This window comes from Brevibacillus porteri (assembly GCF_003013475.1).
GTDB lineage: Bacteria > Bacillota > Bacilli > Brevibacillales > Brevibacillaceae > Brevibacillus > Brevibacillus porteri.
Genome location: NZ_PXZO01000033.1, coordinates 1 through 25868, shown reverse-complemented (window position 1 = coordinate 25868; position 25868 = coordinate 1). Strand labels below are relative to the sequence as shown.

The following is a 25868-nucleotide window of genomic DNA, read 5'->3' as shown; positions in this document are numbered from 1 at the left end:
TTTGTTGGATCGAATATCCAAATCTATGAGCAAGGAGACGGATTACAATATAGGGCCCATTGAAGCGGGATTTCTTGATACCTTATTGATTCGGCATTTGAGACTAGTCCATGGATAGGAAGTAAAACACCTTTCTTAAATTGAGTCATGGAAGTGTCGTGCAACCATGCCATCTAAGAAAGGTGTATACTTAATGTTTCTTTATAAATTATCTAAGGGGATATTCACTCTGGTTATTCTTCTTTGTTAAACGATCCTTGGAGACTACAAGAATTGAGAAAATCTTCCTTACAAACTTTTTTGTAAAATCAGTAGAACATCTTTGCTTGTAAGCTGTTTAAAAGTACCGATCGGCCCAAACGGAGTGGCTTTTTCGGCCATCAGTTGCAAGTGCTCGTCAGTGATGTCGTAATCAGCCAAGCGGGTCGGGGCACCGATACGGGCAAAGAAAGCTTCTGTAGCAGTAATTCCTTCCAGGGCGATCTCATCATCTGTCTTGCCGGAAGGATCGACATTCCATACCTCTGTTGCGAAGCGCACGAAGCGAGCGACGTTATCACGGTACACATAGCGCATCCATTTCGGGAAGATGATCGCCAGACCTCCACCGTGCGGGATGTCGTAAACAGCACTGACAGCATGCTCAATAGAGTGAGTTGCCCAGTCTGTTGTGACGCCAACCGGTAGAGTGCCGTTCAATGCCATTGTTCCGCAGTACAGGATGTTGGCGCGAGCATCGTAGTCTTCCGGATTCGTGAGGGCGCGCTCTGCATTTTCGATGACGGTCTTCATGATCGACTCAGCAAAACGTGTTTGCAATGGAATTTCGGTTGTATGCGTGAAATACTGCTCGAATACATGGGACAAAATGTCGCTGATTCCGTAGATTGTTTGGTCGCGAGGTACGCTAAACGTATGCGCAGGGTCCAGAATCGAAAACGCCGGAAACGTCGTGCCAGCTCCATGCTTTTCTTGTGTCTCCCAGTTGGTGACGACACTTCCCCGGTTCATTTCAGAACCAGTAGCAGCAAGTGTCAGTACGGTACCGAGGGGCAGAGCCTTTTGTGCGACCGCTTTACGCGTATAAAAATCCCATACATCTCCCTCGTAAGGCACACCAATCGCGACTGCTTTGGCCGCGTCGATTACACTGCCTCCACCAACAGCGAGTATCCAATTAACGCCTTCTTGGCGGCATAGCTCAATTCCTTTGTTCACGGTACTCAGACGTGGATTTGGCTCCACTCCTGCCAACTCATGCACGCGGCAGCCCGCAGACTGGAGGAGAGAAATCACTTTGTCGTAGAGACCGGTTCGCTTTATACTGCCACCACCATATACCAAAAGAACAGTGGGACCTAGCTGTCTTGCTTTTTCCTCGAGCTGGGCCAATTGACCCCGTCCAAAAATTAGCTGTGTCGGGTTATGGTAAACAAAATTTTCCACGGTATAACCAGCTCCTTTTACATGATGACTTGCTTGTCACACTCATTGTAGCCAACTGTTTTCCATGAAGCTAGGCGGGAATGTGCAATCTTATTTTCTCCCTAATTCGTGACAGTTGTTAACATTCGAAGCTGTTTCGACAAGAAATGAGAGATTTAGTGGATACCATCCTTGAATCGTGGTGGTATAATGGATAGGATGGGAAATCCCGCTGTTTTTCAACAAGGTATGTCAGCGGTGGGTAGAGGGGTTTTGTCGATTTTACCGTTAACAAAAAATCAGGATCAAGATACATAAAGAAGGATCTGACGAAGTAGGATGTGATTTGCTTGATCGAAATGTTCGATGTGTGGAAAACATACCCGAATGGTACGAATGCTTTGAAAGGTATCAACATTCGAATCGAAAAGGGTGAATTTGTGTACGTAGTAGGCCCCAGTGGAGCGGGTAAATCTACGTTTATCAAATTAATGTACCGTGAAGAGAAGCCGACGAAAGGACAAATCTTTTTGGGTGGCTTCAATGTCAGCAGAATCAAAGAGCGTCAAATTCCATTAGTCCGCCGCAGTATCGGTGTTGTGTTCCAAGACTTCAAGCTGCTGCCGACATTGACTGTTTTCGAAAACGTCGCATTTGCGATGGAAGTAATCGAGAGTAATCCGAAACAAATCAAGCCGCGCGTGATGGATGTTTTGGGACTGGTAAAGCTCAAGCATAAAGCAAAAATGCTGCCGAGCGAGTTGTCCGGTGGTGAGCAGCAGCGTGTTGCTTTAGCGCGTGCACTGGTGAATAGTCCGGGAATTATTATCGCGGACGAACCAACGGGGAACTTGGACCCAGAGACCTCATGGGAAATCATGAAGCTGTTTGAAGAAATCAATCAGCGTGGCACGACAGTCGTCATGGCTACCCATAATAGAGAAATTGTAAACACCATGAGAAAACGGGTGATTGCGATCGAAGCAGGCCAAATTGCCCGTGATGAGCAGAGAGGGGAATACGGTTATGAAGATTAGGACGCTGGGGCGCCATGTCCGTGAAGGGGTCAAGAACCTCGGGCGGAACGGCTGGATGTCGTTCGCTTCTATTAGTGCCGTGACCATTACCCTGTTTATTTTGGGAGTTTTTCTCGTGTTGGCGATGAACGTCAATTACTTTGCACAATCCGTCGAAAAACAAGTGGAAATTCGCGTTTTCATAGACTTGCTGGCGACAAAAGAAAACATCACGCAGGTTGAGAACAACATCAAGAAACTTCCGCAAGTGGAATCCGTTTCATTTATACCGAAAGACGAGGGTCTGAAGCAGTTTAAAGAGAGCCTTGGTGAAAAAGCATACTTATTTGAAGGCTTGGAGGAGAGCAATCCACTGCCGGATGCGTTTACCGTAAAAACGAAGCAACCGCAAGACACTGCTGCTGTTGCCGCTCAAATTAAAAATCTCCAGTATGTCAAAAGCCTAACCTATGGGGAAGGCACTGTGGATAAGCTGTTTTCCTTGACAGGAGCAGTTCGTAATGTCGGGATTGCCTTTATTATTGGACTTGGCTTTACAGCGATGTTCTTGATTGCCAACACGATTAAGCTGACGATTGTGGCACGTCGCAGAGAGATTGAAATCATGAAGTTGGTTGGGGCCACGAACTGGTTTATCCGTTGGCCATTCTTTGTGGAAGGGCTGTTGATGGGTGTGGCAGGGGCATTGATTCCTACCATTATGTTAACGGTTGGATATTACTATCTTCTGGATGCCATTCACTCCAGCTTTGAAGCTTCCCAACTGTTTAAACTGTTGCCGCTATTCCCGCTCGTGTATCAAGTGGCGCTGGCTTTGCTAGCGATTGGTGCATTCATCGGGATTTGGGGAAGTTTGGTGTCCGTACGTCGCTTCTTGCGAGTTTAATAATTTGAAGAGCGTGGGAGGAGTAACATGAGAAAGAGAATCCTGCTAGCACTCGTAATCACTGGGCTTGTGGTCGGTACTGTGCTCCCGACAAATGTGAGCTTGGCAGCGCCTAGTAAGGCCTCTTTGGACAAGATTAATCGAGAGCTAAAAGAAATCCAAAAGAAGAAGAAAAGCCAGCAGCAGCAAATGAAGAAGACCGAAGAACAGATCAATGTCGTGCAAAAAGAGAAAAAAGGCTTGGAGACGCAATTGATGCAAATTGATTTGCGTCGCAACGATACACAGAAAAAGCTGGACAAGCTTGAGCAGCAAATGGATGATACCAAGGAAAAAGCAGCAAACGCTCAGGATCAGTTGGATGAAGCAAAAGACCGCGTAGCCAAAAGGGATGCCTTGCTCAGAACGCGTGTGACTTCCATGTATGAACGCGGTACGATCTCTTATTTGGATGTACTTCTCGGTTCCTCTGACTTTGGGGACTTTTTGACGCGCATGCAGGCCCTGCAGCTTATTTTAGAACAGGACACGCGTATTTTAGAGGATAACATTCGCGATAAGGAAACGATCGAGACCAAAAAGAAAGAAATTGATCATCAACTGACTGTGTACGCCGGGATGTTTGATGAGGCTGAGGATCTAAAAGTCGAATTGGACAAGCAGTACAAGCAAAGTATGGTGGTCAAGGCTGAATTGGAAAAGAAAGAATCTGCCCTTCAAGAAGATTTTGTTCAGTATGGACAGGAGCTTTTGTCGATCACTAAAATGGAATCAGCTAAATACGCCGAGCGGGTACGAGCAATGAGTTCCTCCAGTACAGCCTACAAGGGCGGAAAGTTTGCTTTACCAGTAGCGAGTGGTCAATTTCGCTTCACTTCTGGTTTCGGTGTACGAAAGGACCCGTTTACGGGTAGATCTGCTGGGCATAATGGTGTAGATATGGCAGCACGAAAAGGAACCACAATCATGGCTGCGGCTGACGGAATAGTGATCTATGCCGGATATTCCAACGGCTACGGGAATACTGTAATGATCAAGCATAACGCAGAATTTACCACTCTGTACGGTCATATTCGCGAGGGCGGTATCAAGGTGTCTGCTGGCCAGTCCGTATCGAGGGGCCAAAAGATAGCGGAGGTAGGCTCTACCGGTCGCTCAACTGGGAATCACGTGCATTTTACCGTCTATAAAAACGATGTTGAGGTCAACCCGATGCCATACTTGAAGTAGACCCTCGTGCGACCAGACAAATATTGTTAACGGAACATGCATAAACTAGCAGCATATCTTTTTCCGGTAGCACAAAGGATGGTGACGTAACAGTGAGATGGAAAGGACGTACCGTAATCGCGCTTGTACTCATCTCGATGGTAGCCAGCAGTTTTATTACGATGGCGATCATGAAGACATCGGCTAGCGCCAGTTCAAGTCAAGGTGGGGCCTTAACAGCATCCAGCATGGCGCTGTTTTCTGGGAGTGGAGATTATCCGAAAGAGTTCCAGAAGTTGTACGAGGCGTTTTCCACGATCAAGAAAGATTACATCCAAAATGTCACCAATGAGCAATTAGTAGAAGGTGCAATTGGCGGAATGGTCGGGTCGCTCGAAGATCCGTACAGTGATTACATGGACCCTCGTTCTGCTGAGGAGTTCACATCTACCCTACACTCGACTTTCCAAGGGATCGGGACAGAAGTTACGATGCAAAATGGTCGGGTAACGGTTGTTTCACCATTCAAAAACTCTCCAGCGGAGCGTGCAGGGCTGCGACCAAACGACCAAATTTTGAGTGTAAATGATGAATCTCTTGAAGGATTGGACCTGCATCAGGCAGTGACGAAGATTCGCGGGCCTAAAGGTACAAAGGCGGTTCTCAAAGTAGTGAGAGCCGGAGTGCCAGAGCCTCTTACCATCGTGTGTGTGCGGGATGATATTCCGATTGAGACGGTAAACAGTCAGATCCTCGAGAAGAATGGTGTTAAAGTAGGCGTAATCAACATTACCCAATTCTCTACAGACACAGCTAAGCACTTCAAAGAACAGCTGGCTGCTCTCGAGCAGAAGGGGATTGGCGGTTTGGTCATTGACGTTCGAGGCAATCCGGGCGGGTATTTGCTGGCTGTGAAAGAAATCGGAGAAATCCTCGTACCGAATAAAGGCAAGATCGTGCAAATCGAGTATGGAAATGGCGGACAGCAAAAAGAAGAATATTTCTCGACAACAGAAGCTGCTAAGTCTTATCCAATCTCGGTACTGATTAATGGCGGAAGCGCCAGTGCTTCGGAGATTCTGGCAGGTGCCATGCGGGATAGCGGCAACTACAAGCTGGTCGGCGAGAAGACCTTTGGTAAGGGAACCGTTCAGAGTACAATGGAAATGAACGACAAGAGCCAATTGAAGCTGACGATTGCCAAGTGGGTCACGCCGAAGGGCGAATGGGTCCATAAAAAAGGCATTACACCAGACTTTGCAGTCAAGCAACCAGACTATTTCAACGCAACCCTGTTGCCGGCAGATAAAGTATTGCAGCGCGATATGGCTGGCACTGACGTGAAAAACCTGCAGCTCATCCTGAAGGGCTTGAATCTGTCCCCAGGACGAGAAGATGGCTATTTTGATGAAAAGACAGAGGAAGTAATCAAGCAGTTCCAAACCTCCAACAAACTTGAGGTAACTGGCAAAGTAGACGCGAAGACACGCTCTTCGCTGGAAGAAAGTCTCCGTAAAACGATGACGAAGCCAGAAAATGACCTGCAATTGCAAAAAGCGCTGGATGTAGTCACGGGTAAGTAATGAATAATCAAGAAAATGGAAGCAGGTAATTCCCTGCTTTCCGTAGAAATGATAACCACGGCAAATCAAATGCCGTGGTTTTTCTTTCTTTTAATTGAGGTGAGGCAATTGGCGATACAGGCAGATATGCTTACCATTGCATATGGCTTTGCCGCATTTTTTATCAATCCTGTCTTCTATCTCTTTCTGGTGTTTATTTATTTGCATTATCGCAGACAGATGAACCTGGAAAGACAGCTTTTTTCTGCACGCATTCAGTCCCCCTTGCTCTCGACGATACGGGCTGTAGGGATGGGCTTGGTGGGAGGCTTGCTTATTTCTCTTCTTAGTGCAGGACTCGGCGTGGTCGTGCAAGCACAGGATTTGTGGATACTATGGGGATTGGCGCTCATCTTGGCGCTGATTCGTTTACGGTTTCTCTGTTTCGCATATGCTGCAGGGATTTTGGCGATTTTACACGCGATCACACAGGTCATTCCACCGGTTACGGATGTTCCTGGATTGAGCTATGTCTGGGAAATAATACGTCAGGCGAAACCTTTGCCGTTGCTTGCGTTAGTTGCGGTCATGCATCTGATTGAAGCGATGCTCGTACGCTGGAATGGTGGGCGGGACGCTTCTCCGCTATTCGTGGAAGGGCAGCGTGGTCGGATTGTCGGTGCCTATTTGCTTCATTCTTTTTGGCTGACGCCAGCCGTGCTGTTCGTACAGATGGAGCCAGGTGCTATCAGTGGTGCATTGTATCCGGGGTGGCCGTTCTTTTCGCCGGAAGCCGCTTCATTCGGACTGATGCTTTTGCCGACGGTGACGGGGTTCTCCGATATGACGCAAACGATGACACCTTATAGAAAAGCAACGCAGGTTGCGAAAAATTTGATGCTGTATGCGATTGGTTTGTTGGGGTTATGTGCTCTGGCTGTATGGTTTTATCCGTTGATCTTGCTGGCCGCGATCTTCGCACTATTCGGTCATGAGGCGTTGTTTTTCTGGAGTCAGTATCAAGAAAGAAAGCGTTCGCCTTATTTCATCCAGTCTTCGCGTGGTGTAAAAGTAATGGGTGTCATTCCAGGGACGAGAGCAGAGGAAATCGGCATCACGCCCGGTGAGATTATCGTGAAAGTAAATGGCATTTTGGTGCGGGAAAAAGAAGATTTGTATCCAGCACTACAAGCCAATCCTGCCTTTTGCAAAATGGAAGTACTCACGCGTGAAGGCGAGCTGAAGTTCGTACAGTGTGCAGTCTATGCGGGTAATCATCACCAATTGGGGATCATTGTGGTTCCGGATGCAAATACCCGTGCATTTGTTGATTTGAAACGCGCCAGTGTAGTCGAGCTGATCAAGCAAAAGCTGGAGAAGCTGAATGTAGGAGCATAAGGATAGTTGGGGAGAAGGTATGCAGTCAAAAATGCATACCTTCTTTTTTTCTAGAAAAGCTTGTCCATTCGGAAACTTACTGGTGGCAGTTGCGTCTCAATGTAGAAGGAAAAAAGAGGGAGTGGGTTCGGTGTTCAAAGTGAAAAGAACGGTCTCGTGGTTTTTGTCGGGTACATTAGCTGCAGCCACAATTTTTGCCTCCCCCTTATCAGGAGTAGGAGCAACGATTCCTGTGACCGTAGCGCAGGCTCAATCGGTTGTGGCTGTCCCGATGCACGTGACGAAAGGTGTCCAAAAGCTAGTCAAGCTTTTACCGGAGCTGTCTTCGCGCTATGTCGTTTACGGTGGCGATGTGGATGGACCTGGTGTTAGCGGGGTGGTAGTAACGTTTGCACAGTCTGCTGCTGAGGCCGAATCGTCCATGGATGATGCGATTTTTGACGGACAGACAGGGGAGTTGCTCAGACTGAATCTTACTCCGAAAATAGCAACAAAGCCTGCCTACCCGACTGAGCAGCAGGCCAAAACACGTGCGCTGGCTTTTGTCGCTGGTTTGCAGGGAACAGGTACAGGTAACGCCTATCAAGCGAGAGCGGTTTTTAAAAAAGAAGACTTATTGACGGTTCGACTGGTGCGAGTCCTGAATAATGTTGTGCTCGATGACGATTATGATTGTCTCGTCAGTTTTGATGCATCGGGAAGAATTGTTTGGTTTTCCACGTTTGATGGCAGGCTATACGAAAAAGTAAGTCCCTCTTCACTCCCATCTCCACAGCGCGTCATCTCTTCCGAACAAGCTGTACGAAAGTGGCAAGAAAGCCGTCCATTGGAACTTGTTTATTTATTGCCCATTCATAAGCAAAGCGATCAGGTAGAAGCAAAGCTCGCTTATGTCCTGAAAAATGGAATTATAACGCAGCAACATACAGGTAGTGCATTGGATGCCTTTAGTGGCAAACGATTAGTAACAAAGAAGACCCGAGGGACAAACCCGTCTCAGACCATCAATGTGACAGGAACAGGTGAGAAGTGGGTAGCGCAAACAGAGTCGCAAGCGCGTGAATTGTTACGCATGTTGTTTCGAATCGAAACAGAAAAGCTGCCGCTATCCATCTACGAGGCGAATTACGATGATGGTCCAGCCCTTCGTTATTTCATATGGGGAAATTTTGGTGAGGGGGTTCCCGATGCCGACAAGATATCACGAATGGCTACCTTTCCCGAGGGAAGCAGTAACGGCGAGCAGCATCATCTTCTCGTGACGGATGCAAAGACTGGTGAACTGCTTGAATTTTCTACGAGGGTGAACAATCCGCAATGGTCTAATGTGAAAACGGATAAGAAGCGAGATCGAATAGAAGCGGATAAGCTTTTGAAAAGACTGACTCCGTCTGGAAGCAATCAAATCCAAATAACAGAGGATGGAAATAAAAGGTACACCTCGATCGTAGCTGATCCTCTCGTGAACGGCATTCCGGTTTATGGGATCAATCAGAGTGTGGAGGAAGGGATGTATACGATTCGGATCGATTCATGGACGGGTGCATGGGAACAGGTAAGCATAAACAAACCGGCCAGTGTCAAATACCCGGCCCATTCCCAAGCACTTAAAGAACAAGTGGCCATGACCCGTTTACTGCAAACCTTTCCACTTGAGCTGACCTACATCCACCAGTCGGATTACGAGAAAGACACGATTACATGGAAGCTCGGCTATGACCTTTCGTTTCGTCAGACTCGCTCGCATTGCTTCTGTGGGGGAGAATTTAAAGTAGATGATACATTTTATGTGGATGCGATAACCGGAAAAGTGATCGTAAACGAATAGGACCCTGTATAAGAAAAAGCCGCCTTCTTCGATTTCGAAGAGTTGCGGCTTTTTGTATACGATTCTAGGCAGTTGCTTCGAATCCCGTGATTTGGTTGAGAGCGACTTTCTTATCATCCTTGAGGACGAATTCGACTACTCCGTTTTTCATGCTGACAGCTTTGACCACGCCTGTAAGAGGCGTATTGGTAGTGGTACCGTCCGGATTCGTCTGAGACTGATTGTACGTGATGTTGTAGCCGATCATTTGCGCATAGGCAAGGGAGTTGCCCATTGTTCTGTTTTCAGGTTTCACCGTCATGCCTACGATTTCTTCGGCTTTTACGGTTGATCCATTATCCAGTTGGAATTGTGCGGTACCGTTTTTGGTGGTAAAGCCAGTGATGACGCCATTCAAGATTTCATCAACCTTGGAAACGTCGTTTTTGGTATCTGGATTGCCATCCCGGTCGACTTCCTTGGTTACTTTATAGGAAATCTCACGACCGATCATTTCCATGTACTTCACGCTGTTGTCGAGCGTATTGCCGGCCAGACCTTGCGATTCCAATCCGGAGACGTCTGCCAGCGGAATCGGTGTCGATTCGCCTGCGATACGGAAGTAGATTTTGCCTTGATCCATGTATACGGCATCAAGTACGCCTTCTTTCTTCTCCGTCTTAGTTTCTCCCGTCATCTCGTCTTTTGTAGTAAGGGAATACGAAGCAGTACGACCTACCAGCTTTTCATACTTCTCCAAAGTGACCATGCTGTTGTTCGATTGCTCCATCAGCGTGGTCATTTTTGTGATTTTTTCTACCATGGTCAGCATACTTGTTTGCTGGATGAACTGAGAGTTGTCCATTGGGGACATAGGGTCTTGATGCTTTAACTGCTCGAGCATGAGCTTCATAAAGGCATTTTGGTCGAGCTCGGTGGTGAATTCTTTTTTGCCTTTATAGCTCATATGGGGTTGTATATATGGGTTATTTTTAACGGTTGTTCCGGTATCTGACATGTCAATCCTCCCTGAAGGTGGCGAGTCTATCTGTGCATGTTTGCACTTCCTTCATCTTATATCGGAAAAATCGGTGGAAAGATGAAGACAAACGTTTGTTCGAATTTTGGGCTTAAACTAGCAGAAATTGTGTTATAATGGAAGTAGAAACAGTCATGCTATGAGGAGATGAACGAGGGAATGGAGCGTTTTGAATTGGTATCGGAGTTTCAACCGTCCGGTGACCAGCCGACCGCCATTGCCGAGCTGGTGGCAGGGTTACAAGCTGGCAAGCGACACCAGACATTGCTGGGGGCGACGGGAACGGGAAAGACTTTTACGGCTGCCCAGGTAATTGCTCAGGTGAACAGACCAACACTCGTGATGGCACACAACAAAACTCTTGCCGCTCAGCTTTGTGCAGAGTTTAAGGAGTTTTTCCCGAACAACGCGGTGGAATACTTCGTCAGCTACTACGATTACTATCAACCCGAAGCATACATTCCCCAATCGGATACGTTTATTGAAAAAGACTCGAGCATTAACGACGAGATCGACAAGCTCCGTCACTCGGCTACGAGTGCCTTGTTTGAACGCCGAGATGTCATCATTGTTGCCTCCGTCTCCTGCATTTACGGATTGGGTTCTCCTGAAGAGTATCGGGAGCTGCTCTTGTCTTTACGTGTTGGCATGGAAACAGGACGGGACGAGATTTTGCATCGTCTGGTCGATATCCAGTACACACGCAACGACATCAACTTCACGCGCGGTACGTTCCGTGTGCGGGGTGACGTCGTGGAGATTTTTCCTGCCTCAGAGAGTGAGCAGGCGATTCGCGTTGAGTTTTTTGGAGATGAAATAGAGCGGATTACTTCGATTGACGTACTGACCGGCGAGATTTTGGGACAGCGTGATCACATTGCCATCTTCCCTAAATCTCACTATGTGACGCGCGAGGAGAAAATGAAGCTGGCTGTCCAAAGCATCGAGGCCGAGCTGGAAGAAAGACTGAAAGAATTCCGTGATGCGGGAAAACTCTTGGAAGCACAGAGACTGGAGCAACGTACACGGTATGATATTGAGATGATGATGGAGATGGGCTTTTGCTCCGGTATTGAAAACTACTCGCGCCATCTGACAGGACTGCCTGCCGGGCATGCTCCGTATACCTTGTTGGATTACTTCCCAGAAGATTTTATCGTCATGATGGATGAGTCGCATATGACCTTGCCGCAGGTTCGGGGGATGTATAACGGTGACCGCGCACGGAAGGATGTACTGGTCGATCACGGATTCCGTCTGCCCTCTGCACGCGATAACCGCCCACTCAAGTTCGAGGAGTTTGAAGGAAAGCTGAAACAAGCGATTTACATTTCAGCTACACCTGGCCCTTATGAGCTGGAGCACAGCCCAGAAATGGTGCAGCAGGTGATTCGTCCGACAGGCTTGATTGACCCAACGGTTACGGTACGTCCGATCAAGGGACAGATTGACGATTTGATTGGCGAAATCCAAGCCACGATTGCGAAAAATGAGCGGATTCTCGTCACGACTCTGACGAAGAAAATGTCTGAGGATTTGACGGACTATCTGAAAGAAATCGGAATCAAGGTCCGCTATCTTCACTCGGATATTAAAACGATTGAGCGGATGCAGATATTACGTTCATTGCGCTTGGGTGAGTTTGACGTGCTAGTCGGAATCAACCTCTTGCGGGAAGGCTTGGACTTGCCGGAAGTATCGCTTGTGGCGATTTTGGATGCAGACAAGGAAGGCTTCCTGCGCAATGAGCGTTCGCTGATTCAGACGATTGGTCGGGCTGCGCGGAACTCAGAGGGACGCGTTATCATGTACGCGGACAAAATGACAGATTCGATGACCTCTGCGATTCGAGAGACAGAACGTCGTCGTTCCATTCAGATGGCTTACAATGAAGAACACGGCATCACGCCGCAAACCGTGAAAAAGTCCGTCCGCGAAGTGATCGAGGCGACCAAGGTCGCGGAGGAAAAAGCAGATTACTTGCCACATGCAGACTTTAAGAAAATGCCGAAGAAGGATCGCGTGGCTGTTATAGAACGTATGGAAGAAGAAATGAAGGAAGCGGCACGCAACCTCATGTTCGAGCGTGCGGCCGAATTGCGTGATTTGATTCTTGAGCTGAAGGCGGAACTCTAAGGAGAGGTTTTTTTCATGCCATTAGAACATATTGTCGTAAAGGGTGCACGTGCCCACAATCTGAAAAATATTGATGTAGTCATTCCGAGGGACAAATTCGTCGTTCTGACGGGTTTGTCTGGCTCGGGTAAGTCCTCGCTTGCTTTTGACACGATTTACGCGGAGGGACAACGACGCTATGTCGAGTCTCTGTCTGCATACGCCCGTCAATTTCTTGGGCAGATGGACAAGCCGGACGTGGATTCGATTGAGGGACTTTCCCCTGCGATCTCGATTGACCAGAAAACAACGAGCCGCAACCCTCGCTCCACGGTAGGTACGGTTACGGAAATCTACGACTATTTGCGCCTTTTGTATGCGCGTGTTGGGAGAGCGGTTTGCCCGGAGCATGGCATCGAGATCCAATCTCAGACCATTGAACAAATGGTCGATCGACTATTGGAGTATCCTGAGCGCACGAAAATGCAGATTCTCGCGCCTATGGTACAAGGACGCAAGGGAGAGCACGTCAAGCTGCTCGAGGACATCCGCAAGCAAGGTTTCGTCCGCGTGCGGGTCAATGGTGAAATTACCGATCTGTCCGAAGACATCAAGCTGGAAAAGAACAAGAAGCATAATATTGAGGTTGTCGTTGACCGGATCGTCGTGAAGCCGGATGTACAGGCGCGTCTCGCAGACTCCTTGGAAACGGCACTTCGTTTAGCAGATGGCAAGGTCATCGTCGATGTAATGGAGCAAGAAGAGCTGCTGTTCAGTGAAAAGCATGCTTGCGCGATATGTGGATTCTCCATCGGGGAGCTGGAGCCGCGGATTTTCTCCTTTAACAGCCCGTTTGGTGCTTGTTCGGAGTGTGATGGACTGGGTGTCAAGTTGGAGGTAGACCCGGATATGGTCGTTCCCGATGCGACGAAGACGCTCGATGATGGGGCGATTGGCGCATGGGAGCCGAAGACTTCTACTTACTATCAACAATTGTTGGAATCAGCTTGCCGCCACTTTAACATTCGGATGGATGTGCCATACGAGGAGCTTACGGCAGCGCACCGACAAATCTTGATGTACGGCAGTGAAGGCGAAAAAATTCACTTCCGCTATGAGAACGAGTTCGGGCAAGTGCGTGAGGCGGTCGTACCGTTCGAGGGTGTCGTCATTAATCTGCAACGACGTCATCTGGAGACGAGCTCAGATTACATCCGTGAACAAATCGAAGGCTTCATGAGCCAAAAGGCGTGTCCTGTCTGCAAAGGCCAACGTTTGCGTCAGGAGAGCTTGGCGGTAAAGGTCGGGGAGCGCAGCATTTCTGAGCTGACTACGCTGTCGATTCTCGATGCGCATCAGTTTGTCGGTGGGCTGGAACTGACAGAGCGGGAAACGAAGATCGCGAACCTGATCGTAAAAGAAATTAAGGCGCGACTGAACTTCTTGATTGATGTCGGACTGGATTACTTGACGCTGAGCCGTGCGGCGGGAACATTGTCCGGGGGAGAAGCGCAGCGGATTCGACTGGCTACGCAGATCGGTTCTAGTCTGATGGGCGTTCTCTACATTTTGGATGAGCCGAGTATCGGACTACATCAGCGGGATAACGCGCGTCTGATCAAGACGCTGGAGCATATGACCAAGCTGGGGAATACATTGATCGTCGTCGAGCATGACGAAGATACGATGATGGCTTGCGATTATATTATTGATATTGGACCGGGCGCCGGCATACATGGCGGTCAAATTGTCGCGGCAGGAACACCGGATGAAGTCATGAAGGACCCTAACTCCTTGACTGGTGCCTATTTGAGTGGGCGCAAATTCATCCCTGTTCCGATGGAGCGTCGCAAGCCTTCGGACAAATGGATCAAGATTGAGGGTGCGAAGGAAAACAACCTGAAAAACGTCACTGCGAAGCTTCCTTTAGGCGTTTTTGTTGCCGTAACAGGTGTATCTGGTTCAGGAAAAAGTACATTGATCAATGAAATTTTGCAAAAGACACTGGCTCGCGATTTGAATAAGGCAAAGGTGAAGCCAGGGGAGCATCGACGCATCCTGGGACTCGAGCATCTGGATAAGGTGATCGACATCGACCAATCTCCAATTGGACGTACACCGCGTTCCAATCCGGCGACATATACAGGTGTCTTTGATGATATTCGCGACCTTTTTGCTTCCACCAACGAAGCCAAAGTGCGCGGCTATAAAAAAGGTCGCTTCAGCTTTAACGTCAAGGGCGGCCGTTGTGAAGCGTGCAGTGGTGACGGGATCATTAAAATCGAGATGCACTTTTTGCCGGATGTGTATGTGCCTTGCGAAGTTTGTCATGGCAAACGCTACAATCGCGAGACGCTCGATGTAAAATACAAAGGCAAGAACATTGCAGATGTGCTGGAAATGACCATTGAGGATGGCGTAGAGTTTTTCCGCAACCTGCCAAAGATTGAGCGCAAACTACAGACGATTGTAGATGTAGGGCTAGGATACGTAAAGCTTGGGCAGCCTGCTACGACGCTCTCTGGCGGGGAAGCGCAACGCGTCAAGCTCGCTTCTGAACTGTATCGCCGCAGTACAGGACGTACGCTTTACATCCTGGATGAACCGACAACGGGTCTGCATACAGATGACATTGATCGTTTGTTGAAGGTACTGCAACGATTGGTGGAAAACGGTGAGACGGTTCTTGTCATCGAGCACAATCTCGACGTGATCAAAACGGTTGACTACATCGTGGATTTAGGACCAGAAGGCGGTACTCGAGGTGGAGAGATTATCGGAACGGGCACACCTGAAGAAGTGGCCAAACTAGAAGGCTCTTATACGGGTATCTATTTGAAGCCGATCTTGGAACGAGATAGAGAACGGACGAATGCCAAGCTAGAGCAATTCGTTTCGAAGTAATCAAGAGATAGCCTCCCTGATCCAGGGGGGCATCTTTTCTAGGTGGACGTAAAGGGGAGGAAGAGATGGACTACGTGAAGGATTCTCTTGCCGCACTACCTGCCGATCTGGTGGCAGAAGCACAGAAGCGCTTTGATGGACAAGATCCTGCACACGATTGGCAGCATAATTTGCGTGTGATGGCAATGTGTGAGCGGATTGGTCGTGAGGAAGGGGCAGATATGGAAGTGCTGCGCCTCGCTGCTTTGCTGCATGACATCGGGAGAGCAGAAGAACGGCAAACAGGTGAGTGCCATGCCGAAATCAGTGCAAGACTAGCAGGGGTATGGCTCTCCGAACGCAGTATGACGGAAGTATTTATCTCACGCGTACAGTCTGTAATTCTCGCCCATCGTTTTCGCAAAGAACGGCCTCCACATACTTTGGAAGAAAAGGTCCTGTTTGATGCCGACAAGCTGGATTCGATTGGGGCTATTGGAGTGGCTCGGGTTTTTGCTTATACTGGGGTTATTGGGCAACCCATACAATCGGATGATCCCAATCAGCATACACCGTATAAGGAATACACTTGGAAGCTGCAGCGCATCAAAGACAAGCTTTTCACCAAGACTGCCCAGAAAATCGCCGAAGACAGGCATCGATTCATGACAACGTTTTTTGAGCAATGGGAATGGGAAGTAACGGGGATTCGTTAATCGTTGCGCGAAGGCAAGACTGTATAGGGGGAATGCACCATGAGCCGCTGGATAATCAAAATGCTTTTAAATGGGGCTGCGCTACTTCTGATCAGCAAGTGGTTCCACTCCATTCATGTCGCGAATTTCACAGTAGCACTATGGGCTACGTTGATATTGGGGATGGTAAACACAGTGATTCGGCCGATTCTCCTGTTTTTTACTTTTCCCTTGCAAGTATTGACGATCGGTTTGTTCTGGTTTGTCATTAATGCTGTGACGTTTGGGTTGACAGCCTACTTTATTGATGGATTTGAAGTAGGGCCATGGCCTGACAACATTGGGACTGTCATCGTAGCAGCAGCACTGATGAGTATTTTTGGCTACCTCATTGAAGTTGTGGTAGGGATGAAAAGAGAAAAGAGATAGTATGTTCGAAAAAGCCCCGTATTCTCTCAAACGAGTCGCGGGGTTTTTGCCTAATAAGGATGCTCGGTCTTATTAGGTTGTCGTAAGTACAGAGGTTTCGATACAATAGAGACACAACCATAGGGACGGAAAATCCCATGTGAGGGGGAAGCTTCATGCGTAAGACGAATGTGAGCCATCTAGTGGACCATTTCAATATGACGATCTTGAGCGGGGAAGAGGGCTTGGGGCGTGAGATTACCGTAACGGATTTGAGTCGTCCCGGCCTGCAGTTAGCCGGTTACTATTCGTACTTTGTGGAAGAGCGAATTCAATTGTTCGGCTTGACGGAAATCAACTTTTTTCAGACGCTGACCCCAGAGGAACGGCTGGAACGGATGAATTTTCTCATGCAAAGTCAGGTTCCTTGCTTCTGTGTGACCCGTAATCAGATGGTGCCTGAAGAGATGATTAACGTTTCCAATCGGTTGGGGGTACCTGTACTTCAGTCCCCGCTGGCAACGACGACGCTAGTCGGGAAAGTGACCAACTTCCTGGAGAATCGTCTTGCACCAACGACGACGATTCATGGGGTACTCACAGACATTTATGGCGTCGGCGTTTTGATTATGGGATCGAGCGGGATCGGGAAGAGTGAGGCTGCACTTGAGCTTGTAAAGCGCGGACACCGACTCGTAGCAGATGACGCAGTGGAGATTAAGCAGACACAGGGCGGGCAGCTAAGTGGTAGCGCTCCTGAGCTGATTCAGCATCTCTTGGAAATCCGCGGTGTGGGGATTATCAACATTATGACGATGTTTGGTGCTGGTGCCGTGCGCAATGTGAAAAACATCGAGATGGTTGTTCAACTAGAGCTGTGGGAGCCACATAAAATGTACGAGCGGTTGGGGCTCGATGAGGAAACATTGAAGATCATGGATACCGAAATTCCGATTATTACCGTTCCTGTTCGACCAGGACGAAACTTGGCAGTCATCATTGAGGTTGCAGCGATGAACTTCCGTCTGAAACGGATGGGTTACAACGCAGCAATGCACTTCACACGCAAACAGTCGAATGCCATTTTAGAAGATGCCGATTCTGACTTGTAGGAGAAAGAGACGCATATGAGGAAGACAACACGTTATCCCGTAAATGGGGTAAATCCGCTTTGGCACATGTATCGAACGGTAAGCTTCTGGAAAGTCATGAAAAATTTCATCGTCATCCAACTCTCCAGATATACGCCGATTGTTTCGTGGAAGAACTGGATGTATCGCACATTTTTGCGTATGGAAGTAGGCCAGCATAGTGCGGTTGCGCTGATGGTAATGATGGATATCATGTTTCCGGAGAAAATCAAGATCGGTCGTAATTGCGTGATCGGGTACAATACGACCATACTTGCGCATGAATATTTAATAGATGAATACCGTTTGGGAGAAGTGATTATTGAGGATGCTGTCCTAGTGGGGGCCAACACTACCATTTTGCCTGGAGTAACGATTGGCAAAGGGGCCATTGTCGCAGCGGGAACGGTTGTTCATAAAGATGTCCCGTCTGGCGCCTTTGTAGGTGGGAACCCCATGCAGCTTATTCGAATGAAAGCTTCTGAGGAAGAAGTTATGTAGCGTCTCTTCCATTGTGTTCAGCCGTCAGGTGCTTATCCTGGCGGTTTTTTTGTTTTGTGTTAAATTTTCCGACTATTCTTATCTTGGTTGACCTAAGATTCTCGTCGTGGTAATCTTCTTCATAACACTTTAGTTTGTTACCATATTAGCAGAGTAAAGCGAATGCAATGGAGGGAACAAAGATGGCAAAGCCGTTGGGATTCGAAAAGCCGCTCGGGATGCGGGACATACTGCCGGAATCACTGGCGAAACAACGGCACTTGGAGCGGGAGCTGAGGCGGTGTATCGAGAGATGGGGCTATGACGAAATATCCACACCCTCTCTGGAATACTTCGATACAGTAGGAGCAGCAAGTGCGACACTAACAGACCGGATGTTTCGCCTCCTGGATAAACAAGGCCACACCGTAGTCCTGCGTCCGGATATGACAACGCCAATTGCAAGGGTTGTTTCCTCCCTTTATAAAGATGTTGCATTGCCAATTCGGTTGTATTACCAGGCAAATGTGTTTCGGGCACAAGAAAAGGAAGCGGGACGGAATGCAGAGTTTTCTCAAACCGGGATCGAGCTAATCGGAGATGCGTCTGTCGATGCGGATGCAGAAGCCATTGCGCTTGCTGTGTTTTGCTTGCGGGCAGCGGGTGTGGAAACATTCCGCATTGCCATTGGGCATGTCGATTTCGTAGACGGTCTTTTGGAGGAAGAGATTGAGGATGAGCCTATTCGCAATCAATTCCGACAGTTTTTGTACGAACGGGACTTCGTTGGCTTCCGGCAGCTACTCGCGACAGTAGACATCCCTACGGAGGCAAAAAGCCGATTGGAATCCTTATTGCGCCTGCAAGGGGGAAAAGGGAAGATTGAGGTCGCCCGCGAACTGGCAGGCAAGGGAAAGGCAGGGAGGGCAGTCGAGACGATTGCTTCCTTGTGGGAGTCGTTAGAAGCATACGGAGTGACCGAAGATTTGTTGATTGATTTCAATCTGATCATCAATTTGAACTACTATACAGGCGTTGTTTTCGAAGGGTACGCTGCGGACTTGGGCTCCCCACTATTGGGTGGAGGACGCTACGATCAATTGCTCTTTCAATTTGGGCGTGCTGCATCCGCCACAGGCTTTGCGATCAAGATGGATCGGCTGCTCCAGGTCACTCCTTTCGTAAAAAGGCAAACACATGCTCGCGTGTTGCTTGTTTACACGGAGGATTGCCGTCGTGCCGCTTTGGCAGAGGCACAGCAATTGCGTGAGGACGGGCTCGTAGTGGTGACACGTCTCGTCTCCAAAATAGATGATAAACAGGTTGGCCAAGAAGCGGGATTTACCAAGGTCATTTGCATAACACAACAGGGGGATTAGGAGATGGCACTTACGAAAAACGACCAAAAGCTGACGATCGCCATGCCAAAAGGGCGGATTTTTGAAGAGGCCGTCCACTTCCTCCAGCAGGCTGGTTTGCAGGTTACTGCGGATCTACAAGATTCTCGTAAACTGATCATTCCTGTGAAAAATGCCAAGCTCGAATTCATTATGGCGAAGCCTACCGATGTTCCTACTTATGTCGAGTATGGGGTGGCTGACGTTGGCGTGGTTGGCAAGGATGTTTTATTGGAAGAAGAACGAGATGTTTACGAGCTGTTGGATTTGCATATCGGCTATTGTCGCATGATGGTAGCGGGTCTATCAGATTGGAAACCGACGGAAGCGCTGCGTGTTGCGACGAAATATCCGAAGATTGCGTCACGTTATTTTCGTGAGCAGGGACAGCAGGTTGAGGTTATCAAGCTGAATGGTTCCGTAGAGCTTGCACCGATGATTGGACTGGCTGATCGTATTGTGGATATTGTCTCAACAGGTAGGACATTGCGGGAAAATGGCTTGGTCGAACTGGAGAGTATTTGTGAAATTACGACGAGGCTGATTGCCAATCGAGCCAGCTATCGGATGAAAAGTGAAGCGGTGGATGAGATTGCTGGAAAATTTTTAGAGGTCGTTCCTCGCGGGAACTAGAGAAAAAGGGGAGACAGCCATGCGTATCATGTCAGCCAGCCAGTATGACGGGAAACGATCGGTAGACGCAGGGACGAGAGAACAGCAAGAAGCGGTGAAGGCGATCCTCACCTCGGTTCGCCAGCAAGGGGACGAAGCGCTGCGCTATTACACGGAACGATTTGATCGTGTGCTTCTACAAAACTTCCGTGTGAGCGAAAGCGAATTTGCAGAAGCAAGTGAGCTTGTTTCTCCACAAGTAAAGGCAGCATTGAAGGAAGCAGCCGAAAATATTCGGGCGTTCCACGAGCGGCAAGTGCGTCAGTCCTGGTTTACCACCAAAGAGAGTGGCACATTGCTGGGCCAACTGATACGTCCGTTGCAGCGCGCTGGATTGTATGTGCCAGGTGGAACGGCAGCTTATCCTTCCAGCGTATTGATGAATGCCATCCCTGCGAAAATAGCAGGTGTTCCAGAAGTCGTGATTACGACACCACCAGGAGCGGATGGGAAAATCAACCCTGCGATACTCGTTGCGGCTCAAATCGCAGGTGTGACCGAGATATACAAGGTAGGTGGGGCACAGGCAATCGCGGCACTGACCTACGGAACGGAGCAAATCAAGGCGGTTGATAAAATCGTCGGGCCTGGCAATATTTTTGTGGCACTGGCAAAGCGAGAAGTATTCGGATTGGTCAGTATCGACATGGTGGCAGGGCCAAGTGAAATTGCGGTGATCGCAGATGAAACGGCCAACCCGCAATACGTTGCGGCAGACCTGCTGTCTCAAGCTGAGCATGATCCGATGTCAGCCGCTATATTGGTTACGACATCAAAATCGTTGGCGGAGCAGGTGTCACAGGAAATCGAGCGACAGCTTGCCGATCTTCCACGCAAATCGATTGCGGAAGCGGCGATACGCGACTACGGCGCTATTTTACTCGTCGACGATTTGGACGAAGGGTTTGCCGTTATCAACCGTATCGCACCCGAGCATTTGGAAATCATGATGGCGGAGCCGTTTGAGCATCTCGGAAAAGTGGAAAATGCAGGTGCGATTTTCCTCGGCCCATACAGCTCAGAGCCAGTCGGCGATTATTTTGCTGGTACCAATCATGTGATTCCTACGAATGGAACGGCGCGATTCTCCTCGCCATTATCCGTCGATGATTTTATCAAGAAGTCGAGTGTTGTTTCCTATAGCAAGCGAGATTTGCGAGACAATGGACATAAAATTGTGGCACTGGCAGAGCAGGAAGGATTGTCTGGGCACGGTCGAGCTATCCTTGCGCGATTGCGAGATTTTGAGACCGAAGAGCAGGAGAGTGAAAAGAGATGAGTGAAGGGAAACAACGTGCAGCACAGATCGAACGCAATACGAATGAGACGCAGATCGCGCTTTCCTTTGCTGTAGACGGCGCGGGTGAGAGCAAGCAAAATTCGGGTGTTCCATTTCTGGATCACATGCTAGACCTGTTTGCCCGACACGGACATTTTGACCTGACTGTCAAGGCAAAGGGAGATATCGAAATCGACTATCACCATACGGTGGAGGATATCGGGATTTGTCTTGGGCATGCTCTGCGGGAAGCGTTGGGAGATAAGAAAGGCATCAAGCGTTATGGAAATGCGTTTGTCCCGATGGATGACGCGCTAGCGCAGGTCGTCATTGACATCAGCAACCGTCCTCATCTGGAATATCGCGCTACGTACCCTACGAATATGGTTGGTCAGTTTCCGACGGAGCTGGTACACGAATTTTTATGGAAGCTCGCACTGGAGGCGCGGATCAATCTGCATGTGATCCTGCACTACGGTCACAATACGCATCACATGATCGAGGCGATTTTCAAAGCGCTGGGCCGTGCACTGGATGAAGCGACGACGATCGATCCGCGTGTAAAAGGGGTCCCGTCAACAAAAGGGGTTTTGTAACATGATCGGCATCATCGATTACGGCATGGGGAATTTGTACAGCTTGAGCAAGGCGTTGGAAAGGCTGGGCTATTCGTACGAGTTCGTCTCTCAAGCAGAGCGTCTACAACAATATAGCGGGTTGATTTTGCCAGGAGTCGGGGCGTTCGGGGATGCTATCGCCAACATACGTGAGCTTGGATTAGAGCAAGCGATCAAGGGATACGTAGCAACAGGTCGTCCAATCTTGGGCATTTGTCTCGGTATGCAGCTCTTATTTGAGAAAAGTGCGGAGCATGGCGAGCATACGGGCTTGGGACTGCTCGGTGGTGAGGTCGTTCGTTTTCGCGGGGATTACAAGGTACCGCACATGGGCTGGAACCAACTGATGATAAAGCAAAAGCAACCGTTACTAAACGGTGTGCAGGATGGCGATTACGTTTATTTTGTCCATTCGTATCATGTCCTGTGCCAGTCTGATGTCTTGCTTGCGACGAGTGACTATCACCAGGAGGTCACGGCCATTGTGAATCGTGACAACGTATATGGTATGCAGTTTCACCCGGAAAAGAGCGGAGAGACAGGAATGCTACTGCTGCGTAACTTTGCCGTTCAATGCGAGGGGGTTTTGACATGAGCTTTATCGTTTATCCGGCGATCGATATTCGCGGGGGCAAGTGTGTTCGACTTTTCCAAGGAGATTACGGGCAAGAGACAGTGTACGCTGATTCGCCGCTCGCGATGGCGAAGCGCTGGGTAGAACAAGGGGCGTCCTGGGTTCATCTCGTAGATTTGGATGGGGCAAAGGAAGGCAAGCCTGCAAATGCAGCGCTCATCAAAGAGATAGCGCGCTCGATCCCTGTACCCGTGCAGGTTGGGGGCGGCATTCGAACAGAAGAGCAGATTGCGGACTATTTGGAATCAGGTGTCGCGCGAGTGATCGTCGGGACTGCTGCAATCGAAGACGAGCCTTTTACGAAGCGAATTCTTCAAAACTATGGGGACAAAATCGCAATTGGTCTGGACTGCCGGAATGGGCTGGTGGCTACCAGAGGTTGGTTGACCACGACAGATGTGCAAGCGACAGTGCTTGCCAAGCGGTTGGTTACGTACGGTGCCGAGACGTTTATTTACACCGATATCGCCCGTGATGGCACGATGACAGGACCCAATGTAGAAGAAATTGCAGCATTGGCGATGGCTACAGGTAAATCGGTGATCGCCTCGGGAGGCGTCAGCCAACTGGACGACTTGTTGACGCTGGCTGCCCATGCTTCGAACGGAGTCTCTGGCGCCATTGTTGGCAAAGCACTCTACACGGACGCTTTTACATTGGAAGAAGCGCTCCAGCGTATGGAGGGGCGTGAATCGCATGCTGACTAAACGAATCATCCCGTGCCTCGATGTAAAAGACGGACGGGTGGTAAAAGGCGTGCAGTTTGTCGGACTTCGCGATGCAGGAGACCCGGTTGAACTGGCAAAAAAGTATAGCGAAGAGAGAGCAGACGAGTTGATCTTTCTCGATATTTCTGCGTCCCACGAAGGGCGCAAGACGATGGTGGATGTCATCGAAAAAACGGCTGCAAACATTACGATTCCTTTCACGGTTGGTGGAGGCATTAACAGCGTCGACGATATGAAAAGGATATTGCGTGCGGGTGCGGACAAAATCTCGTTGAATACAGCGGCTGTTTTGCGTCCAGAATTGATCCGCGAGGGAGCGACAGTCTTCGGATCACAATGTATCGTCGTAGCGATCGACGCGAGAAGTGTCGGGGAAGATCGCTGGGAAGTGTATACCCACGGTGGACGGAATGCGACGGGGAGAGACGTCATCCGTTGGGCGCAGGAGGCAGAGGCGCTCGGAGCGGGCGAAATCCTTTTGACAAGCATGGACGACGATGGAGAAAAGAAAGGCTTTGGACTCGAATTGACCAAGCGGGTATCAGAAGCGGTCGGAATTCCGGTCATTGCTTCTGGTGGAGCGGGCTCAAGGGAGCATTTTTACGATGTCCTGACGCAAGGAAAGGCAGATGCCGCGCTGGCCGCTTCCATTTTTCACTATGACGAAACGTCGATTCACTCGGTCAAAGAGTATTTGCAAACCAAAGGAGTTGTCGTACGACCATGACAGGAGCAGAAGCATTTGCAGTGGAAAAATTGCGTTTTGACGAAAAGGGTTTGCTTCCTGTCATCGTGCAGGATGCCGGAAGCAAGACAGTCTTGACGCTTGCCTATATGAATGAAGAGTCGCTACAAAAGTCATTAGAGACCAAAGAAACATGGTTTTGGAGCCGTTCCCGACAACAATTGTGGCACAAGGGTGAGACCTCGGGTCATACGCAGAAGATCGTCTCTATGCGGTATGATTGCGACGGAGATGCACTGGTTGTGATGGTCGAACCGAACGGGCCTGCTTGCCATACGGGAGTTTACAGCTGTTTCTCGCAAGAAGTTCTCACCGATACAGATGAGGAGCCGGTACAAGCAGATCGGTTTGCAATCTTGGGTGAGCTCGAAGAACTGATTGCTGCGCGGGAGGCAGAGCGTCCGGAAGGCTCCTATACCACCTACTTGTTCGAAAAAGGCGTAGACAAAATCCTGAAAAAGGTCGGGGAAGAGGCTGCCGAGGTCATTATTGCAGCGAAAAATCGAAGTCGTGAGGAGCTGCGGTATGAGGCTTCTGATCTGATCTTTCACTTAATGGTTTTGTTACGGGAGCAAAAGCTGCCGCTGGATGAAGTGCTGACGGAGCTTCAGAGGCGTCGTTAACAAATATAGTAATAACCACCTCTGTTTCCAGGGTGTGGTTTTTTTGTTAGAATAATCGGTATCTTACTGCGAAAGGTGTGGTGACCGTGAATAAATTCAAGTTCACTTCAAACCAAAAAGACTCCATTTTCAAACACCAATCGAAGGGTAGGATACCAAATGATCAAAGGGAATTTAGTAGAATTACGGCCAGTTATTGCTGAGGATATGGAGAGACTGTTCCATTGGCGCAACGATGAAGAAGCGGTCAAATGGGCAGCGGGCTCAAGTCTGGTAACCTATAGTTATGTTTCGCTCGACTCACTGAAAGCCATGTATGAGGAAAACGTTCGTGCTTCACGGCTGGATGATAAATTAAAGGAGTTTGTATTCTCTGTCTATACCTTGGACGGAGAGCACATTGGAAATTGTGATTACCGAGATGTGAATCCAATTACGAGGGCCGCAACAATTGGCATTGCGATCATGGCAAAAGAGTATTGGAGCAAAGGCTACGGTACAGATACGTTGCGCCTCCTGCTCGACTTCCTCTTTTCCAAGCTGAACTTGAAGCGGGTGCAGCTGGATACGTGGAGCGGAAATACGCGTGCCATTCGCGCTTATGAAAAATCAGGCTTTGTGATAGAAGGCCGACTGCGCCAAAATGAATATGTAGATGGGCAGTATTATGACACCATTATGATGGGGCTACTACGCGAAGAGTTTTATCAGCGAGCGAAGGAATAGGTCCCTGTTGTCGAAAATTCATGAGGCACTCATGATTAGGCTTGAAGCTGGCTAATATTATTTTAATGATGGGCTTGGGAAGCTTGTTTATGACTTTGCTGTTTATGATGATTGCTTCTATCATTTTGGGGATGGATTTTCTGCAAGTTAGCACTTTCGTATCGCGGTATTTTAGCTGTTGCGCGTTTATCGGTAAAAAAACTTTTAAAAACACTCTTGATTTAGAATTTTATATGTGATAGATTATTCCTTGTCGCCAAGAACGACGACAAAATACGAGAAAAGAAAACGAGATTCGATAAAAAACTTCTTGACTCGCAAATAACGAACGTGATAAGATGTAAAACGTTCGACAAAAAATGCTCTTTGAAAA

At 48.7% G+C, this 25868-nt stretch carries 23 protein-coding genes; 21 read left to right on the top strand and 2 right to left on the bottom strand.

Features of this window, described 5'->3' with window-relative positions:
- Positions 1-288 precede the first annotated feature (288 nt).
- Positions 289-1446: an iron-containing alcohol dehydrogenase gene (locus C7R92_RS17430; RefSeq protein WP_106835119.1), complete on the bottom strand. Its 1158-nt coding sequence runs from the start codon at positions 1444-1446 to the stop codon at positions 289-291.
- 329 nt (positions 1447-1775) lie between these two features.
- On the opposite strand from C7R92_RS17430, the gene ftsE reads away from it, so the two are divergent.
- The 6 genes from ftsE to C7R92_RS17395 all read left to right on the top strand — a co-directional run bounded on the left by ftsE (position 1776) and on the right by C7R92_RS17395 (position 9345).
- Positions 1776-2462 carry a cell division ATP-binding protein FtsE gene (gene ftsE / locus C7R92_RS17425; RefSeq protein ID WP_069850788.1) on the top strand — a complete coding sequence of 229 codons (687 nt, stop codon included), beginning with the start codon at positions 1776-1778 and terminating at the stop codon, positions 2460-2462.
- Positions 2452-3348, top strand: a complete 897-nt coding sequence (gene ftsX, locus C7R92_RS17420) for a permease-like cell division protein FtsX (protein WP_069850785.1) — start codon at positions 2452-2454, stop codon at positions 3346-3348. Before ftsE ends, ftsX begins: the two co-directional genes overlap by 11 nt.
- Positions 3349-3375: 27 nt before the next feature.
- Positions 3376-4578, top strand: a complete 1203-nt coding sequence (locus tag C7R92_RS17415) for a murein hydrolase activator EnvC family protein (protein WP_106835118.1) — start codon at positions 3376-3378, stop codon at positions 4576-4578.
- Positions 4579-4670: 92 nt separating this feature from the next.
- Positions 4671-6140, top strand: a complete 1470-nt coding sequence (locus C7R92_RS17410) for a S41 family peptidase (RefSeq protein ID WP_106835117.1) — start codon at positions 4671-4673, stop codon at positions 6138-6140.
- 15 nt (positions 6141-6155) lie between these two features.
- The gene (locus C7R92_RS17405; RefSeq protein WP_106835116.1) at positions 6156-7517 is read left to right on the top strand and encodes a PDZ domain-containing protein; all 1362 of its coding nucleotides are present in this window, start codon (positions 6156-6158) and stop codon (positions 7515-7517) included.
- A 121-nt stretch (positions 7518-7638) separates the two neighbouring features.
- Positions 7639-9345: a hypothetical protein gene (locus C7R92_RS17395; protein ID WP_106835178.1), complete on the top strand. Its 1707-nt coding sequence runs from the start codon at positions 7639-7641 to the stop codon at positions 9343-9345.
- A gap of 64 nt (positions 9346-9409) precedes the next feature.
- Here C7R92_RS17395 and C7R92_RS17390 read toward each other — a convergent pair whose 3' ends face one another.
- Positions 9410-10342, bottom strand: coding sequence for a flagellar hook assembly protein FlgD (locus C7R92_RS17390; RefSeq protein WP_106835115.1), 933 nt, complete (start codon positions 10340-10342; stop codon positions 9410-9412).
- Positions 10343-10522: 180 nt separating this feature from the next.
- Here C7R92_RS17390 and uvrB point away from each other — a divergent pair, with 180 nt between their 5' ends.
- The 15 genes from uvrB to C7R92_RS17315 all read left to right on the top strand — a co-directional run bounded on the left by uvrB (position 10523) and on the right by C7R92_RS17315 (position 25495).
- Positions 10523-12499: an excinuclease ABC subunit UvrB gene (gene uvrB / locus C7R92_RS17385; RefSeq protein ID WP_017252235.1), complete on the top strand. Its 1977-nt coding sequence runs from the start codon at positions 10523-10525 to the stop codon at positions 12497-12499.
- A 15-nt stretch (positions 12500-12514) separates the two neighbouring features.
- Positions 12515-15382, top strand: coding sequence for an excinuclease ABC subunit UvrA (uvrA, locus tag C7R92_RS17380; protein WP_017252234.1), 2868 nt, complete (start codon positions 12515-12517; stop codon positions 15380-15382).
- 65 nt (positions 15383-15447) lie between these two features.
- On the top strand, positions 15448-16077 hold the full coding sequence (locus tag C7R92_RS17375) for an HD domain-containing protein (protein WP_106835114.1): 630 nt from the start codon (positions 15448-15450) through the stop codon (positions 16075-16077).
- Between the two features lie 39 nt (positions 16078-16116).
- Positions 16117-16485, top strand: a complete 369-nt coding sequence (locus tag C7R92_RS17370; RefSeq protein ID WP_106835113.1) for a phage holin family protein — start codon at positions 16117-16119, stop codon at positions 16483-16485.
- Between the two features lie 155 nt (positions 16486-16640).
- Positions 16641-17576 (top strand): HPr(Ser) kinase/phosphatase, encoded by a 936-nt coding sequence (gene hprK, locus C7R92_RS17365; protein ID WP_017252231.1) that lies wholly within the window; start codon positions 16641-16643, stop codon positions 17574-17576.
- Between the two features lie 15 nt (positions 17577-17591).
- Positions 17592-18095 carry an acyltransferase gene (locus C7R92_RS17360; protein WP_106835112.1) on the top strand — a complete coding sequence of 168 codons (504 nt, stop codon included), beginning with the start codon at positions 17592-17594 and terminating at the stop codon, positions 18093-18095.
- Between the two features lie 182 nt (positions 18096-18277).
- Complete coding sequence (locus tag C7R92_RS17355; protein WP_106835111.1) at positions 18278-19453, top strand: ATP phosphoribosyltransferase regulatory subunit; 1176 nt, start codon at positions 18278-18280, stop codon at positions 19451-19453.
- A 3-nt stretch (positions 19454-19456) separates the two neighbouring features.
- Positions 19457-20104 carry an ATP phosphoribosyltransferase gene (gene hisG / locus C7R92_RS17350; RefSeq protein WP_106835110.1) on the top strand — a complete coding sequence of 216 codons (648 nt, stop codon included), beginning with the start codon at positions 19457-19459 and terminating at the stop codon, positions 20102-20104.
- A 19-nt stretch (positions 20105-20123) separates the two neighbouring features.
- A complete protein-coding gene (gene hisD, locus C7R92_RS17345) occupies positions 20124-21422 on the top strand; it encodes a histidinol dehydrogenase (protein WP_106835109.1) in 1299 nt (432 codons plus the stop codon).
- Positions 21419-22018 carry an imidazoleglycerol-phosphate dehydratase HisB gene (gene hisB, locus C7R92_RS17340; RefSeq protein ID WP_106835108.1) on the top strand — a complete coding sequence of 200 codons (600 nt, stop codon included), beginning with the start codon at positions 21419-21421 and terminating at the stop codon, positions 22016-22018. The genes hisD and hisB overlap by 4 nt, the downstream gene beginning before the upstream one ends.
- Before the next feature lies 1 nt (position 22019).
- Positions 22020-22634, top strand: a complete 615-nt coding sequence (hisH, locus tag C7R92_RS17335) for an imidazole glycerol phosphate synthase subunit HisH (RefSeq protein WP_106835107.1) — start codon at positions 22020-22022, stop codon at positions 22632-22634.
- Entirely contained in the window at positions 22631-23380 is a 750-nt protein-coding gene (gene hisA / locus C7R92_RS17330; protein ID WP_106835106.1) for a 1-(5-phosphoribosyl)-5-[(5-phosphoribosylamino)methylideneamino]imidazole-4-carboxamide isomerase, read from the top strand. Before hisH ends, hisA begins: the two co-directional genes overlap by 4 nt.
- Complete coding sequence (gene hisF / locus C7R92_RS17325) at positions 23370-24128, top strand: imidazole glycerol phosphate synthase subunit HisF (protein ID WP_106835105.1); 759 nt, start codon at positions 23370-23372, stop codon at positions 24126-24128. The genes hisA and hisF overlap by 11 nt, the downstream gene beginning before the upstream one ends.
- Positions 24125-24769, top strand: coding sequence for a bifunctional phosphoribosyl-AMP cyclohydrolase/phosphoribosyl-ATP diphosphatase HisIE (hisIE, locus tag C7R92_RS17320; protein ID WP_106835104.1), 645 nt, complete (start codon positions 24125-24127; stop codon positions 24767-24769). Before hisF ends, hisIE begins: the two co-directional genes overlap by 4 nt.
- A 159-nt stretch (positions 24770-24928) precedes the next feature.
- Positions 24929-25495, top strand: coding sequence for a GNAT family N-acetyltransferase (locus C7R92_RS17315; RefSeq protein WP_106835103.1), 567 nt, complete (start codon positions 24929-24931; stop codon positions 25493-25495).
- The last annotated feature ends 373 nt before the right edge of the window (positions 25496-25868 follow it).